The 15,556-nt window shown below is 44.1% G+C and carries 16 protein-coding genes and 5 tRNA genes; 4 read left to right on the top strand and 17 right to left on the bottom strand.

The annotated features are described in order from the left end of the window. Positions 1-9: 9 nt before the first annotated feature. The 6 genes from ACSYSH_RS03625 to ACSYSH_RS03650 form a co-directional block, all read right to left on the bottom strand. Positions 10-1,221, bottom strand: coding sequence for an FtsW/RodA/SpoVE family cell cycle protein (locus ACSYSH_RS03625; protein ID WP_252773526.1), 1,212 nt, complete (start codon positions 1,219-1,221; stop codon positions 10-12). Between the two features lie 83 nt (positions 1,222-1,304). Further along, entirely contained in the window at positions 1,305-1,514 is a 210-nt protein-coding gene (locus ACSYSH_RS03630; RefSeq protein WP_252773525.1) for a DUF2969 family protein, read from the bottom strand. A gap of 9 nt (positions 1,515-1,523) precedes the next feature. Then, entirely contained in the window at positions 1,524-2,507 is a 984-nt protein-coding gene (locus tag ACSYSH_RS03635; RefSeq protein WP_252773524.1) for a rod shape-determining protein, read from the bottom strand. A gap of 106 nt (positions 2,508-2,613) precedes the next feature. Then, positions 2,614-2,838: a DUF1146 family protein gene (locus ACSYSH_RS03640; RefSeq protein WP_252773523.1), complete on the bottom strand. Its 225-nt coding sequence runs from the start codon at positions 2,836-2,838 to the stop codon at positions 2,614-2,616. A gap of 126 nt (positions 2,839-2,964) precedes the next feature. Beyond that, on the bottom strand, positions 2,965-3,675 hold the full coding sequence (locus tag ACSYSH_RS03645; RefSeq protein WP_491702359.1) for a ComF family protein: 711 nt from the start codon (positions 3,673-3,675) through the stop codon (positions 2,965-2,967). Further along, entirely contained in the window at positions 3,672-4,802 is a 1,131-nt protein-coding gene (locus ACSYSH_RS03650) for a helicase-related protein (RefSeq protein WP_491702358.1), read from the bottom strand. The genes ACSYSH_RS03645 and ACSYSH_RS03650 overlap by 4 nt, the downstream gene beginning before the upstream one ends. A 215-nt stretch (positions 4,803-5,017) precedes the next feature. On the opposite strand from ACSYSH_RS03650, the gene ACSYSH_RS03655 reads away from it, so the two are divergent. Then, positions 5,018-5,653 carry a YigZ family protein gene (locus tag ACSYSH_RS03655; protein WP_491702357.1) on the top strand — a complete coding sequence of 212 codons (636 nt, stop codon included), beginning with the start codon at positions 5,018-5,020 and terminating at the stop codon, positions 5,651-5,653. An 18-nt stretch (positions 5,654-5,671) separates the two neighbouring features. Beyond that, positions 5,672-5,743, top strand: a tRNA-Arg gene (locus ACSYSH_RS03660). A gap of 121 nt (positions 5,744-5,864) precedes the next feature. Here ACSYSH_RS03660 and ACSYSH_RS03665 read toward each other — a convergent pair. The 4 genes from ACSYSH_RS03665 to ACSYSH_RS03680 all read right to left on the bottom strand — a co-directional run bounded on the left by ACSYSH_RS03665 (position 5,865) and on the right by ACSYSH_RS03680 (position 9,112). After that, entirely contained in the window at positions 5,865-6,428 is a 564-nt protein-coding gene (locus ACSYSH_RS03665; RefSeq protein WP_489816034.1) for a DNA-3-methyladenine glycosylase I, read from the bottom strand. 109 nt (positions 6,429-6,537) lie between these two features. After that, positions 6,538-7,863, bottom strand: a complete 1,326-nt coding sequence (eno, locus tag ACSYSH_RS03670; RefSeq protein WP_047974695.1) for a phosphopyruvate hydratase — start codon at positions 7,861-7,863, stop codon at positions 6,538-6,540. 140 nt (positions 7,864-8,003) lie between these two features. After that, positions 8,004-8,774 carry a triose-phosphate isomerase gene (tpiA, locus tag ACSYSH_RS03675; protein ID WP_489816035.1) on the bottom strand — a complete coding sequence of 257 codons (771 nt, stop codon included), beginning with the start codon at positions 8,772-8,774 and terminating at the stop codon, positions 8,004-8,006. Continuing rightward, positions 8,771-9,112, bottom strand: a complete 342-nt coding sequence (locus ACSYSH_RS03680; protein WP_252773516.1) for a bZIP transcription factor — start codon at positions 9,110-9,112, stop codon at positions 8,771-8,773. Before ACSYSH_RS03680 ends, tpiA begins: the two co-directional genes overlap by 4 nt. 127 nt (positions 9,113-9,239) lie before the next feature. On the opposite strand from ACSYSH_RS03680, the gene ACSYSH_RS03685 reads away from it, so the two are divergent. Continuing rightward, positions 9,240-9,325: transfer RNA gene (locus ACSYSH_RS03685), tRNA-Leu, on the top strand. 204 nt (positions 9,326-9,529) lie between these two features. Here ACSYSH_RS03685 and ACSYSH_RS03690 read toward each other — a convergent pair. The 3 genes from ACSYSH_RS03690 to ACSYSH_RS03700 form a co-directional block, all read right to left on the bottom strand. After that, entirely contained in the window at positions 9,530-9,988 is a 459-nt protein-coding gene (locus ACSYSH_RS03690; protein ID WP_252773515.1) for a GNAT family N-acetyltransferase, read from the bottom strand. Between the two features lie 178 nt (positions 9,989-10,166). Beyond that, positions 10,167-10,239, bottom strand: a tRNA-Thr gene (locus ACSYSH_RS03695). 4 nt (positions 10,240-10,243) lie between these two features. Then, a tRNA-Asn gene (locus tag ACSYSH_RS03700) sits at positions 10,244-10,316 on the bottom strand. 192 nt (positions 10,317-10,508) lie between these two features. On the opposite strand from ACSYSH_RS03700, the gene ACSYSH_RS03705 reads away from it, so the two are divergent. Then, positions 10,509-11,078 (top strand): NADPH-dependent F420 reductase, encoded by a 570-nt coding sequence (locus ACSYSH_RS03705; protein WP_252773514.1) that lies wholly within the window; start codon positions 10,509-10,511, stop codon positions 11,076-11,078. Positions 11,079-11,184: 106 nt separating this feature from the next. Here ACSYSH_RS03705 and ACSYSH_RS03710 read toward each other — a convergent pair whose 3' ends face one another. The 4 genes from ACSYSH_RS03710 to hslO form a co-directional block, all read right to left on the bottom strand. Then, positions 11,185-12,441 (bottom strand): MFS transporter, encoded by a 1,257-nt coding sequence (locus ACSYSH_RS03710; protein WP_252773513.1) that lies wholly within the window; start codon positions 12,439-12,441, stop codon positions 11,185-11,187. Between the two features lie 347 nt (positions 12,442-12,788). Next, positions 12,789-12,861 (bottom strand) — tRNA-Asn (locus tag ACSYSH_RS03715). A 77-nt stretch (positions 12,862-12,938) separates the two neighbouring features. Continuing rightward, on the bottom strand, positions 12,939-14,426 hold the full coding sequence (lysS, locus tag ACSYSH_RS03720; protein ID WP_491702356.1) for a lysine--tRNA ligase: 1,488 nt from the start codon (positions 14,424-14,426) through the stop codon (positions 12,939-12,941). 131 nt (positions 14,427-14,557) lie between these two features. Next, positions 14,558-15,508 carry an Hsp33 family molecular chaperone HslO gene (hslO, locus tag ACSYSH_RS03725; protein WP_252773511.1) on the bottom strand — a complete coding sequence of 317 codons (951 nt, stop codon included), beginning with the start codon at positions 15,506-15,508 and terminating at the stop codon, positions 14,558-14,560. Positions 15,509-15,556: the final 48 nt, after the last annotated feature.

Consider the following 15,556-nt stretch of genomic DNA (forward strand, 5'->3'; position numbering starts at 1 on the left):
AGCACCCTTTTACAAATTAAATTCGTTCGAATCGTTGAAAGTTCTACTTTGTTGTTGATAAGACATCGACATTATCAGCCCAACCCCAATCATATTCGAAACCAGCGACGACCCTCCCTGTGAAATAAAGGGCAGTGGAATTCCTGTCAATGGTAAGAGACCAATGTTCATACCAATGTTTTCAAAGACGTGGAACAAAACCATCATAATCACACCGGCAGCAATATAAGCATAAAAGGCGTTTTTAGCCTTAAACGTTGCCTTAATCATGCGATAAATCAAAAAGAAGTATAAGGAAATTAAGAAGGCGCCTCCAATGAAGCCAAAGGACTCGCCCATTACTGAGAAAATCATATCCGATTCACGAACAGGCACAAAGACTTTCATATTACCAAACCCAGACCCAAACAGTTGACCAGATCCGATAGCTTTCAAGTTTTGATACGTCTGATAACCAGTATTTGAGGTATCTTGGCCTGGATGCAACCAGGCATCAATTCGAGCAAATTGGTAAGACTGGAAACCTAATGTTCCCAGAATGCTTCGACCAATTGTCGAAGCCACTAAGAAAATCATACCACCGCCTAAGACGCCCACACCCGCAAAGACTGGCCCCAGAATCCGCCAGGTAATGCCGGAAACAACGACAATTCCAGCCGTGATGGCCATAAAGACGAGAAGTGTCCCCAAATCGTTTTGTAAGGCGATTAAGAAGGCCAATGGTAAGAAGCATCCGGCAATCTTAGCAATTAACAACCAATCGGAATCAACCTGGTGGGTTGGGTACAAACGGTTATGACTAGCGACAATTTTCGCTAACATCACGATATAAAATGGTTTTACAAATTCCGCCGGCTGAATCGAAACAGGTCCAATAACAATCCATGACTTAGCACCCGCATTCGCATACAAAGCCCGATTATAAAAAATCAGAACGGCAATCAGTAAAATAAAGGATATGGCATAAAGAAAGGGTGCTAATCGCCAGAGCTGGAAGGCATCAAAATGCATAATGAAAGCAATCATCACGCCACCAGCAATCCAGTAAACAATCTGCATAATAACAGCTCTAATCGGTGAGGCACCTTTACCACCGTTTAAAATAGCAAAGTACAAGGAGTACAGACCAATTAACATCAGCAAGATTAAAATTAAAATCATGCCCCAATCCAACTCTGAAGCAGATGGCCGGTCGGTTTTATGTGATGCGATACGCTGCATGGTGAATCTTCCTTTTGCACAAAATTTTTAGGTGGTTCTATGTACAAAAACCCCTTGCCGCGGCAAAGGATTCTTTTTAAAAATTAATGGTAGAGATTGAATGATGCGAGGATTGCCTGCAAGGCTTCATCGGTCGATTGAGCACTGGCAATGACAACCTGCTTGCCTAAAACACCAGTATAGCTACCCTGATTTTGTTCGATTTTACCGATTGGTTGATCATCAACCAAAACCTGGATTTCGTCGTCCTTTGTGACCAAAGACACGCCAAAGCTCTGATTTTTCTTGCTCATGACTGCTCCTTATTTTTTCGTCATCATGTGTTCCAACAATGCCCCAGTTCCCTTGGCCACGTTGTCCAATGGTGATTCTGAAACAAAAACAGGAACTGTCAAACGATCGGCAATAAACTTATCCATGCCATCGAGCAATGCACCTCCACCGGTCAACATCACACCACGGTCGATGATGTCAGCAGCCAGTTCAGGTGGCAACTTTGACAAAGCCAAGTGGGCAGCGTCAGCAATTTGAACCAACGTGTCATGCAAGGCTTCTTCAATTTCGTTTGAGTTAACAGTAATCGTTTGTGGCATGCCTTCAAAGTTGTCACGGCCACGAACAGTCATCGTCTTTGGCGTATCTGACTTCAAGGCAGAACCAATTTCAATCTTAATGGTTTCTGCTGAACGCTCACCAACAATCAAACCATGTTCACGCTTCAAGTAATTGACGATATCAGTGTTCATGCGATCACCGGCAACCCGGATTGATTCTGAAACAACAATGTCACCCAATGACAAGATGGCGATATCAGAAGTTCCACCACCCATATCAATTACCATTGAACCAACTGGCTTAAAGATATCTAAACCAGCACCAATAGCAGCAACCTTTGGCTCGTAATCCAAATAAACCTTAGCACCACCAGCCTTTTCAGCGGCTTGAATAATTGCCTTACGTTCAATTTCACTAATGTTTGTTGGTGCACAGATCATGATGTTTGGCTTTGACATAAAGCCTTTGACGTTCAATTTGTTAACAAAGTAAGTCAACATCGCTTCTGTAATATCGAAGTCAGAAATGACTCCATCCTTCAAAGGACGAACGGCCCGAATGTTTCCGGGTGTCCGACCAACCATCCGGTAGGCTTCAGCCCCAACGGCCAAAACACGGTCAGTCTTGTCGTCAACGGCGACAACGGAAGGTTCATTAAGGACCACACCTTCGCCTTCAACGTAAATCAAAACGTTGGCGGTTCCCAAATCAATTCCAATATCTCTTGCCATGGTTATTATTTCTCCAAAATTCATGTTCGGTAGGGTCTAAAAGAAAAAACAGTCCCCTACAATCCTTTAAATTATATCATACTTGACCAGTTTCGGCCGGCATCTCTTAGAAATCTTTTAGGAGAGTTCCTGGTAGTTGTAAGGCTGAATTCAAAAGCGACACTAGTGCCGTTGCCAGCAAAAATCCGAGGCTGGTTGCAACAACTACTTTGAGCACGGCCGCCTGCAAAGGATTTTTTGGTAGTAACTTGCCAAAATCAATCGGACGAAGCAGGTAAAAGACAAAATAGATGGCGGCAATCGTTGTGGTCAAAGTCAAAAGTGGTGGCATGAAAGTTCTCCTTTTATTCGTTTCATTTTATAACAGAAAGGACAAACCGGCAATGTAACAAAGCTTTTCTCACACAGATTCTCACTATGCCAAAATGCTCATAGGCAAAAATTTTTTCTATTCGACTTAACGAGCTAACGAAGCTGATGACACAAAGCGAGCCCCAGCCTGATAAAGGCAGTCGGCTGCATGATAAAGTGTCCGTCCAGTCGTATAAACGTCATCAACAACCAAGATTTTCGCCCTCACCACTAATGCAGCTTGATTGTCAGCAATGGCAAATGGCTGGGGTGTCTTGAGCCGTTTTGCTCGATCCAAACGAGATTGGTCAACCTTATTATGATTAGCCACCTCCAAAACTGCTTTGGCAGAACGCACAAGCCATGGCTCGACTTGGTTGAACCCCCGCTGCAAAAGCCGCTTCTTACTTACCGGGATGGGGATAACTAGGTCGATTTGCCGTTCTTTTACCAGGCGTCGAATCATTTGCCGCATTTCCTTTTGAAACACGAGGCCCAGTCGATAATCCCCCATAAACTTGTAGCGGGACATGTATTCCTTTAATTGCCCATCGTAAGCATACAAGGCTCGATGGCCAAGTAGGCGGTAACCCTGACTTTGCCAGAACTGGCAATCTGGACAAATCAGTTGTGTCCCCTCGACTGGGATTCGATGGACCAATTGACGGCCGCATCCACCACACAACGTTCCCTTTAAACGAGCAAAACAATTTAAACATCTCGGGCACAACAACTGCTTGGCTTGCTTTCGATTAAAGACCAACTGGCCCATTGTGACTACTGGTTGAAAACCTTCTTGGCAGAGTAAACAATTCAAATCTCATCCTCCTGGCTATCTGTTGGTATGGCGCCCATCTGTTTTACCCGACGGTTCAAATCAGCAATTTGCTGGCGAGCTGCCCGTAATTTGAAAGTCGGCTCCTGCACGAGTGCTAAAACCAGACCATCGGGGTGCTCTTGAGACCGTCCCACCCGTCCGGCAATCTGGACGAGCGCTGCTGTTGAAAAAACAGCATCATCCGCCCCCAAAATCACTACTTCCAAGGCCGGTAGCGTCACCCCGCGCTCTAAAATCGTCGTCGTGATTAAATAACGGTAGACTCCTGACCGCAAATCGCGAACTTTTTCAGCACGATCAGGATCAGCAGCATGGACCGTTGCCCCATTAATTGTCTGAAAACGTTGCAGATAGTCAAATACTCGCGCTAAATCATTAACTCGTGGCACGAAAACCAAAAAGGGGTTCTGCTGACCAATCCAGAATTGAACCGCCTTTAATAGTTTTTTTGGTGGTTGCTTACGCCAATTGCCAATCCGGCGAACCTGAATTTGCGGTAACAGGCCGCGATGGAAACGCTGTGGCAAATAGGACTGAGCTAATCGTTTCTGCTTGACTAAGCGTTTCAACACAGCCGTTGGTGTCGCAGTCAAATAAACAACACTCGCTTGATTTTTTTGTGCCCGTAAAACGGCATAAGCTAATGCACCATCACCCCGGAAAGGAAAAGCGTCAACCTCATCGATAATTAATAAGTCAAAAGCACGATAAAAACGTAACGCCTGATGAGTCGTCGCTAAAACCAGCTGGCTATAACGGTACCGGCTACCATGTTGACCGTAGAGAACTTGAATTGGGCAATCAAAAGCCTGCTCTAATCGTGGCGCTAGTTCAAGGACAACATCGACCCTCGGCGTCAAAATGGCAACCCGTCCTTGTCTCTGCAATGCATGGTCAATTAATGGAAACAGCATCTCCGTTTTACCAGCACCGGTGACCGCCCAGATTAACCGATTTTCTCGCTTAGCATAGCTCGCCATCAAATCTCGGCTAACCCGCTCTTGCTGATCAGTCAGCCGGCCATCCCATCTAAGGTGACTTTTAGCTTGAAAGAGATTGGGCTCCGGAATTGTGAGCAGGCAGTCATTAGTCGAAACCCGTCCCATGTTCAGGCACTTTAAGCAGTAAAAACCACTGCCGGCAAGTCTCGCTCGTTCTTTTTGCCCACAACGCTGACAGACCCCTTTTTTAAAGGCCGGTAGAATTTGACAAGGTACTGGTGGATCAATTTCTTTGGGCCAAGTTACCAAGCGGCCATAAAGGTTCTCGACATTCATTTTTCTACCTACCTTCTAAATTTAGTCATGTTATAATACGAGCTATGGAGCCTTTTTACCTACTCGCTGAGAATGATTATTCCTGGCAACAAACAATCAAAAAATCAGACTTTATCGTTTCTTTCTTTCGCATCGAATCTGAAGAACAGGCACAGACCTACATCGACCAGATTTCCAAAAAACACCACAAGGCAACTCACAATGTCTTTGCCTATGTCATTGGGGACAACGATGAAATTAAGCGCTATTCGGACAACGGTGAGCCTTCTGGGACGGCTGGGGTTCCGATGCTTGAAGTCTTGCAGAAACGTCAGGTTCACAATATTTTGGCCATTATTACCCGCTACTTCGGAGGAATTAAGCTTGGCGCGGGTGGGTTAATCCGAGCCTATGCCGGAACCGTTGCCCAAGGGTTAGATGAGGCCGGTTTGGTTGAACGCCTTTGGCGCGAAAAAATTCAAATTGATATTGATTACCAAAATAATGATCAACTGACTTATTGGTTGAAGCAAGAAGATTACCCGGTCTTTGCCACTGATTTCGACACCGCCGTCCACCACCAAGTAGCGGTTGCACCGGATCAGGTAAAAGCCTTTGAGGAAGAACTGAAAAACCGCTTTGCCGGCCAGGTTTCTTTTCAGAAAATCGGTGAAACATACTTGGAAATTCCCGCAAAGTAGGTTATAATAATCTAGTTCGCGCGGTTAGTGTAATGGATAGCACGTAAGATTCCGGTTCTTGCAATCCGGGTTCGACTCCCGGATCGCGCATAAACAGTGCTGATCTATCAATGTTTATAACGACGATGGAGTAGTTTCGCAGTACTTCACACAAAAAGCACCTCGCATTCTTAATTGAATGCAGGTGCTTTTTCTTGTTGATTCTTCAATATTAACGAAAGTCACATTCTAAATCATGTGCATTTTCAACACCAACAGCCTGCAAAAATGATTCAACAGTCACTGGTCCCAGAAACTTAAAGCCGATTTTTTTCAGCCGCTTACTAAAGTTTTCAGAAAGTGTATTGCGACTGGCTGGCTTTTCCTCCTGGTTAACACCAATATCGAGTATTTGACCATTGGTCTGCTGCCAAACCAAATCAGAAAATGTCTCACCCCGATGATGGAGCCTTCGAATTTGTTGAGCATTATTAATTGTTGCTTCAATTTTTAGCCGATTACGGATAATGCCAGCATCAAAGAGCAGTCGCTCAACATCTTGTTGATCAAATTGGGCCACCTGGTTAATATCAAAGTTAGCAAAAGCAACCTTAAAATTTTTTCGCTTACTTAAGACCGTTCGCCAACTCAAGCCTGATTGAAAAAGTTCCAATGTCAGCAACTCGAATAAAAGTTGATCATCATCTCGTACGGGGTGACCAAACTCACGATCATGGTAGGTAACCATTGGCGTTCCCTCTTTATAATTTACAGCCCAACGACAACGTGTTACCATGCATCCCCCTCTTTGACAAAGCAATTTTTATCTGAATAATCTTTTCCCATATTATACGAAAGAAAACACAAAAAAACGCCCCACAAGGCGTTTTTCGTTAAAAATTTATTTACTTAGCTTGGATTGCTTCGCGTGCGTCAGCTGACAAGTTGTAGAATGCGTGAACACCCTTATACTTAGCAGTATTAGCAAGCAATTCTTCGATACGGATCAATTGGTTGTACTTGGCGATACGGTCAGTACGTGACATTGAACCTGTCTTGATTTGACCGGCGTTAGTAGCAACAACCAAGTCAGCAATCGTAGTGTCTTCAGTTTCACCTGAACGGTGTGAAACAATCGCCGTGTAACCAGCTTCCTTAGCCATTTCGATGGCATCCATTGTTTCTGACAAAGTACCGATTTGGTTAACCTTGATCAAAATTGAGTTGGCAGCACCCATACGGATTCCCTTAGCCAAGTATTCAGTGTTGGTAACGAAGAAGTCGTCACCAACCAATTGAACCTTCTTGCCAAGCTCCTTCGTGATTTCAGCCCAGTCATCCCAGTTGTTTTCATCGATAGGATCTTCGATTGAAATGATTGGGTAACGGTCAGCCAAGTCTTCCAAGTACTTGATGAAATCAGGAGTTGAGAATTCTTCCTTTGTTGACCAGCGCAAAACATACTTTGACTTGTCAGCATCCCACAATTCTGATGAGGCAACATCGACAGCAATGGCGATGTCCTTACCAGGCTTGTAACCAGCAGCTTCAATCGCTTTAATCAAGTATTGCAATGGTTCTTCGTTGTTAGCGAAGTCAGGGGCAAATCCACCTTCATCACCAACTGAAGTAGCCTTGCCATCAGCGGCCAACAACTTCTTCAATTCGTGGAAAGTTTCTGAACCATAACGGATGGCTTCCTTGATTGAAGGAGCACCAACAGGCATGATCATGAATTCTTGGAAGTCAACCTTGTTATCTGAGTGAGCACCACCGTTGATAACGTTCATCATTGGTGTAGGCAAAACGTAAGAGTTCATGCCACCAATGTATGAGAACAAAGGAACACCCAATTCATCAGCAGCAGCACGGGCTGCTGCGATTGAAACGGCCAAGATAGCGTTGGCACCCAACTTACCCTTGTTAGGAGTACCATCCAAGTCAATCATGGCTTGGTCGATGGCACGTTGGTCAGTTACGTCAAACTTACCAACCAAAGCCTTAGCGATTACATCATTAACGTTAGCAACGGCCTTAGTCGTACCCTTGCCACCGAAACGGTTCTTGTCACCGTCACGCAATTCGACAGCTTCGTGTTCACCAGTTGATGCACCAGATGGCACGATTCCGCGGCCAAATCCACCAACTTCAGTGATAACTTCAGCTTCGACTGTTGGGTTTCCACGTGAATCAAGAACTTCACGTGCGATGATATCTGAAATCAAAGACATATTTTATGCTCTCCTTTTGTCTGTGGTTAATATTTATAAAACCAACTAAATTATAACACCCTTACCAGGTAAAATGAACAGGAAAAATGGGTTCTTTCTAGCTTAGCCAACGGTTTGGCAGATTTGTCTGAGAACTAATTTTACTTTTTCGCCTGGTCCACCAGGGTCAAAAACTGTCTGGGATCCAAGGCGGCCTTACCGACCAGGATCCCGTCGATGTCTTGCTGGCATAAAAAAGCAGGTGCATTTTTCGGCGTCACTGAGCCACCATACAGAATGCGAATGGTATTAGCCAAGTCTCGATTGTATAAATTAGCTAAGCTTTGTCGAATTAAAGCAGCTGCTTCTTGAGCCTGATCAGCCGATGCTGCAGACCCAGAACCAATTGCCCATGTTGGTTCATAAGCAATCGTTACTTGCGCCATTGCGGCTGCCGTAACCCCATCAAGAGCTGCCTGTAACTGCTTTAAGATAACCTTTTCAGGCACCAGGTGGCCGTAAACCGACAAGTCTTCATCTAAATCGACAATCGGTTTTAAACCATTGCGCAGCGCTGCTAACGCTTTTAAGTTCACCGTCTCATCCGTTTCATTAAAAAACTTTCGTCGTTCAAAATGTCCAATTAAAACGTATTCAACGCCAAGTGCTGCCAAAGCTTTTGGTGACGTTTCACCAGTAAAAGCACCATCATCTTCCCAATGAGAATTTTCACCAACAATTGCTAGCGGAGTTCCCTTTGCAGCCTGCAACATCTGGCTTAAATACAGGTCTTGCGCGGCGATGCCAACTTCAACTTCCTTCTCACCTGTCAAAGCGGGTAAAACAGTATCCAGATAGGGAGCAACCTGGTCCGGCATCATGTTAATTTTCCAATTGGCTACGACAAATGGTTGCCGGTCCTGCGCACTCATTTACTTTCTCCCCGATTCAGCATCAAGAACAAGAAGACAGCCTCAATCAACAATAGCCAGGGCAAGTTGGTATTGCGCTCTCCAACCAAAACCAAAAGCGCATAAGAGACAATTAAAGTGGCCATGCCAATGGTCATTTTAATTAACCCCTGACGGAAGGTTGACCGATTCAAAGCTTCCTTCAAATGCTCGTTTTCACTACGTGCTTCACTTATGTCGAGCTTTAAGGACTCAACTTGGTCCAAGAGCTGATCGTTTTCAGCCTGCAGGAAATCAACCTGCGTTTGGATTTCTTTGTCTTGCTGGTCTTTTTTGTTCGACCAATTAAATAACTTCATAGGTATTCTCCAATCAATGTCTATTTTAACAAAAATTACTATTAAAACCGAATAAAAAGAAGAAAGAAGATCAGCGCTTGACAAGAATAACAATTCTAGGTAAAATTTGATAGTTGTATTAATACATGCGGCTGTGGCGGAATTGGCAGACGCGCAGGATTAAGGATCCTGTGTCCGCTTTAGGACGTGCGGGTTCGACTCCCGCCAGCCGCATAATGAAACACTGCTATACCAGTGTTTATAACCATTTGGTAGCAACTAATATAAAAGCACTCAAACTTAACTGTTTGAGTGCTTTTTCTTTGAAATGGTCCAAAATTCCCGCTTGCGAGTTAATTTTAGGCTCGCATCAGTTCGAGACCACCCAACCTAAAGTTAACGTGCCCTTGTAGTATTAATACTGATTATGTGTAGAATTCATTCAGATCTTTTTTGACTTTTTCTGATTTTTTTAGCCATCATCTGATGCGGGACGCCAACTTCCAAAAAAGTATCGCCGTATGCCTCAAAGCCAAACCGCTCATAAAGGCCAATTGCATGCTGTTGAGCCTCAATTTCAATTTTGTCTTGAACAAAGCGGGAAGCAATCACATCCATTAATTGTTGAACCAGGGCTTTGCCAAGGCCTTTACCACGGGCCTTCTTGACGGTCAGTACCCGGCCAAAGGTTACTGTGTCATCGCTTTTTTGGAAAATGCGGGCGTAAGCCAACAATTCGTCATCTTCTTCATAGAAGACATGCAGGGCCGTTAGATCCTGCTCATCAACGTCTTGGTACTCAATGTGCTGGTCAACAACAAAAACGGCCATCCTGGCACGGTACATCGCCCAAATTTCACGATTGCTGAGTTCATTAAAAGTTTTAATTTGCCACATCAATCTAATTCCTCCCCTATCTCAGTAAAAGCCTTAGCTCCGGTCTTTTCAAGCAGGTTAATCCTTTTACATAATGGTTTTAGAATACAAAAATTAACAGCTATAAGCAAGGTAAGGAACAAAGAAAAAGCTAACAGCAGGTTGCTCCCACTGTTAGCTTTCAAGCTTTTATTCATGATGCCGACGAAAGGATTTGAACCTTCGACCCCAGGTTTACGATACCCGTGCTCTACCAACTGAGCTACATCGGCATAACTCCGACTGCCGGGCTCGAACCGGCGACAACCTGATTAACAGTCAGGTGCTCTACCAACTGAGCTAAGTCGGAATGACTTGTCGTTTAAAACAACTATTATATTATGCCATTTGCAGCGGGGACTGTCAATCATTTTCACACATTATTTTATTAACTTTTTAGAAAATCAGCCGAGACCGACCCCACTATCCACAGCCAAACTTTGACACTGACACAGTGCCGTCTTACAATGTAGGCATCATTAGATTGAAAAGGAGACTGCACATGAATGTTACTGTTTTTGGTAAAGGAAATATCGGTTCAGCCGTTGGCGCTCAATTAGAAAAAGCCGGCAACCAAGTCGACTACGTGACAACAGAACATAAGGTAGACACGGTTGCTGATTTAGTTATTTTGGCTGTTCCTTACAGCGCATTGACAAGCATTGCCAAAGAATACCAACAAAAATTTGCCGGCAAAACAATTGTTGAAACTACCAACCCTGTTAATTTTAAAACTTTTGACAGCTTGGACGTTCCAGCCGACTCTTCAGCAACTGCCCAATTACAAGCTGATTTACCAGACAGTCACGTCTTAAAAGCCTTTAATACCATCTTTGCGGCCAACATCGTATCTGGTAAAGTTGGCAATAACCCTGTTGAAGTTTTGACTGCTGGTGATAACAAGGACAGCAAAGAATTGTTGCAAAAAGCCTTTCAGGGAAGCGACCTTGACGTTGTTGATGCCGGAGCTTTGCGTCGTGCCCGTGAATTAGAATCAATTGGTTTCTTGCAAATGACCTTAGCCGTTACCAAGCAAATTGCTTGGACTGGTGGTTTCGCCGTGATCAAATAATTGTTTAATACTTAAAAAACCAGGTTAACCTGCGAATCACTCCCTAACGTCTTGAACTGATGGAATAATTTGCCAGATTTTACCTGGTTTTTTGCTGTATTCATTATTAAAATTGAGTTTTCTTACCTAATGCTGGAATCAGTAGCATAATCAAGAAAGAAAAAAGATAAATGGCTGAGAAGAACACCATGACCACTGAAAGTGATGTCTTATCCATCATCAAACCAATCAAGGCCGGAAAGAAGCCGCCAAAGAGTTTTCCAACACATGAAACAACAGAATTAGCGGTCACACGGACATCAATCCCATACAATCGGGAAACAACAACACCGTAACCACCATACATACCATTAGAGAAAAAGCCCACCATCATCATAATCAATAGTAATGACCAAGCGTTATTGGCCATTGGAATCAAATAAACGGAAGCGGCTGCAACAACCAAGAAAATGCCAAAGGCCCACCGTGGACCAAAGTAATCTAAAATGAAACCAAAGGCATACATGCCCAAAGACATGCCGACAATGGTAGCAATCATCCACATTGAAGATGACGAAATGGAGAGACCTAATTGCTTTTGCATAATCTTAGGCAACCAGTTCATTAAGCCGTAGTAACCACCTGTTTGAACCATCATCATCAAAATCAGTCCGATTGTTTGCAGAGCCATCGCCGGCGTTTGAAAAACTGCTAAAAGGGGGACGCGGATTGTTTCTTGCTGATTGGCCCGTCGCTGTTCTTTGGCTTGCTCAAATTCTTGACTGTCCTTCAGGTGGATTCGAATCAAAAATGCAAACGCAACCGGCAAAAGGCCGACTAAGAACAAAGCATTCCAGCCCCAACGAGGAATGATTACTGCCGCTGCAAGGGCAGCCAAGATTGACCCACCTTGTCCACCAATTTGCACGATGGACATCAAACGCCCGATTTTCTTTCCCGTAAATGCTTCGGCCACCATTGTCACGCCGGCACTATATTCGGCACCGGTTCCTGCACCAACAATAAAGCGTAACGCATATAAAATCCAAATATTATGGGCAAAGTACATTCCGGCTGTTGCCAATGCGACAATGACCAATGTACTCGTAAAAATCCGTGCACGACCAAATTGATCAGCCAACATTCCAAAGCTCAAGCCACCGACCAACGTTCCAATTGAAAAAATTGTGGCAATCAACCCACCCGCAAAATTGCTAATGTGCAAAGATGCGATGATTGAAGATAAAGCAAAGGAAATGAACATGACATCCATATTCTCAAGTCCAAAACCAGCCGTTGTCGACCATAGCGTTAACTTCTGATTTTTAGAAAAATGCTTGTGATGCAAAACCTCTGTGTTCTGCATAGGGGAAACATCTGCCATATTAAATTTACTTCCTTTCAAAATTAGCGCTCACAGACGCAAATTATTTCTCCGTTTTTGCCACGATTGGCAAAACACTAACAACTAGTATAGCGCCATTGGTCTTAGTCAACAAGGACAATTATTATCCCTCTCATAGAAAATTATCGCAAAATATACAATTAACCGCTCCCTCTGTCCATATTCGTGGGCAAGTTAATACAATTTTTGCTGGTATTACTTCTTAGCCTTCGTCTTGATCCTTTTTATTCTTCCTTGTAGAAGACAAATGTTTAATTTTTACCGCTAAAGTTAGAAGCCATTGCGACAAAAAAAAGACCAGACATTTCTGTCTGATCTTTTTTATACTCCGACTGCCGGGCTCGAACCGGCGACAACCTGATTAACAGTCAGGTGCTCTACCAACTGAGCTAAGTCGGAATAAAGCGCTTGGCTCAACTATATAAGTATACAAAATCAAGCCAAGCGTGTCAACTATTTATTAGCAAAATAAAAAGTTATTCTGGCCGCATCGTTGGAAACAACACGACATCACGAATGGAAGCGGCATCCGTTAGCAGCATGACTAAACGGTCAATTCCAATTCCCAAGCCACCGGTAGGTGGCATACCGTACTCCAAAGCCTCTAAGAAGTCTTCATCAATCCCTTCGGCTTCATCATTACCGTTATCACGTTCGGCTGCTTGAGCTTCAAAACGTGCTCGCTGATCGATTGGATCGTTCAATTCGGTAAAGGCATTAGCAAATTCAGAACCAACGATATACAGCTCAAATCGATCTGTAAAGCGTGAATCATCTGCATTCTTCTTTGCCAATGGCGACACTTCCACTGGGTGACCATAGACGAAAGTCGGCTGTTCCAAAGTATCTTCAACAAAATTATCAAAGAATTCATTGATAATGTGACCAACCTGCCAGTACTGTTCATACTTGACATGATGTTCGTCCGCTAATTGGCGAGCTTCCTCAACCGTCATTTCTGGCCAGAAATCAACACCAGTCTTTTCCTTGATCAAGTCAACCATATGCTTACGAGCAAATGGCTTTGACAAATCAATGGCAGTGCCTTGATAGTTCACTTGCAAATCAGGATGGACAACCTTAGCAGCAGCACGGAAGATGCCTTCTGTTTCGTCCATTACGTCTGTGAAATCCCAATAGGCGCCATATGATTCCAAGGTCGTAAATTCTGGGTTGTGCTTTGGATCCATTCCCTCATTACGGAAAATCCGACCGATTTCATAGACCCGTTCCATTCCCCCAACAACCAAACGCTTCAAATACAATTCAGTTGCAATTCGCATGTACATATCAATATTCAAGGCGTTGTGGTGAGTAATAAACGGCTTAGCGGCGGCACCACCAGCTTGCGTTTGCAAGATAGGTGTTTCGACTTCTAAGAAATCGTGACCATCCATAAAGGCCCGGATAGCTGAAACGATCTTTGAGCGGTTTTGGAACCGAGTCAAAGAATCCTTATTGGCAATCAAATCAAGATAACGTTTACGGTAACGCGTTTCCACGTCTGAAATACCATGAAACTTATCAGGCATTGGGCGCAAGGCCTTTGACAAATGAGTCAAGTGGGTTACCAAGATGGTTAATTCACCGGCCTCAGTCTTCATCATCTGACCCTTAATTCCTAAGAAGTCACCCAAATCGGCGCGCTTAATGATTGGGTAGTTATCCCCCAAGTCATCACGGCGAGCATAAACCTGAATTTCACCTGAGCGGTCACGGACATCAGCAAAGATAACTTTCCCAGCGCCACGCTTGGCAACCATCCGGCCAGCAATAATCACCCCAACTGGGTTTGCTTCTAACTCTTCTTGTGTTTTCCCATCGTATTGTTCATGGAGGTCCGCTGCCAAAGCGTCTCGGTCAAAACGATGTCCAAATGGATCAATGTTCAAATCGTCAACTAGCGCCTTCATCTTTTGACGGCGGGCGACCATTTGATCATTTAAGGCTTTTTCTTCAGCCATATCTATCTACCTTCCTGTCGGCGAATATTCGCTCATTTATCTTGTTCCAGTATAACAAAACAACGGCCAAGACAAAAGGGCAAACCGCCTGGTTTGCCCGTCTCATCGTCTTTTCTCAATTTTTCTTAACGTTAGTCTTCGCTCTTTTCGTGATCCGAATCTGATTTTTCATCAGCTTTTTCTTCAACTTCGGCTTCACGCTTTAGAATCTTGCTTAAGATTTTTTCTAGTTCACTGGCTTCAAAATAGTGCTTCTTCCCTGAGAAACGACCAACAACTTCTGCACCACCATCTTCATCAATCATTGCCTGAACTTCATGAGAGGGTAACGTGGCTAGCATTTCACCATAGGCCTCTTTTGGTGGCTCAGCGGCGATGCCAACAGCCACGGAAGACAAAGACGTATAATTATCCTTACCCAAAAGATCATCCAAAACTGCTAGAGGTCCCTTCTTTTCAGACAATAACTGCGACAGTGGTGTCATCTGCTGCAAGTGCTCATCTAATTGATCCAACTGGGCTTCTGTTGCTCCCGGCAATGCCTGGACCAAAAAACCGCCAGCAGATGCGACTGTGTCATCCGGATTCATGGTCACACCGACACCAATCACGGATGGAATCTGCTCAGATTGAGTCAAATAATAAGTGAAATCATCACCAATTTCACCAGAAACAATAATTGATTGACCGAGGTAGGGTTTTGAATAAGGCGCTAATTTTGTCACTTGGAAAGAACCATGGTTGCCGACAGCACCAGCCACGTTTAATTGGTCATCATCGTTAACGATTGGTTCCAATTGAGGGTTCGTTACATAACCACGAACTGCCCCATGCGCATCTGCTTCCGTCACAACGTTACCAATCGGCCCCTTACCGTCCATCTTCACGCCAAGACGTTCCTCGCCCTTCAGGGTTGCCTGGGCCAAGATTTCTGTTGCTAGCAATGCCCGTCCCAAAACGACTGTTGCAATCCGTGAGGCATGGTGAGCACTTGCTGCTTCTTGGACTAACTTTGTCCCGTCGATAGCAAAGGCACGGAAGGCCTCGTCTTTTGTAATGACCTTAATTAATTGATCTGACATAAAAATTCCTTTATCTGTTCTTGTCTTTATTGTAAAAGAAAAAGCCGG

The organism is Fructobacillus sp. ESL1117 (genome assembly GCF_058508565.1).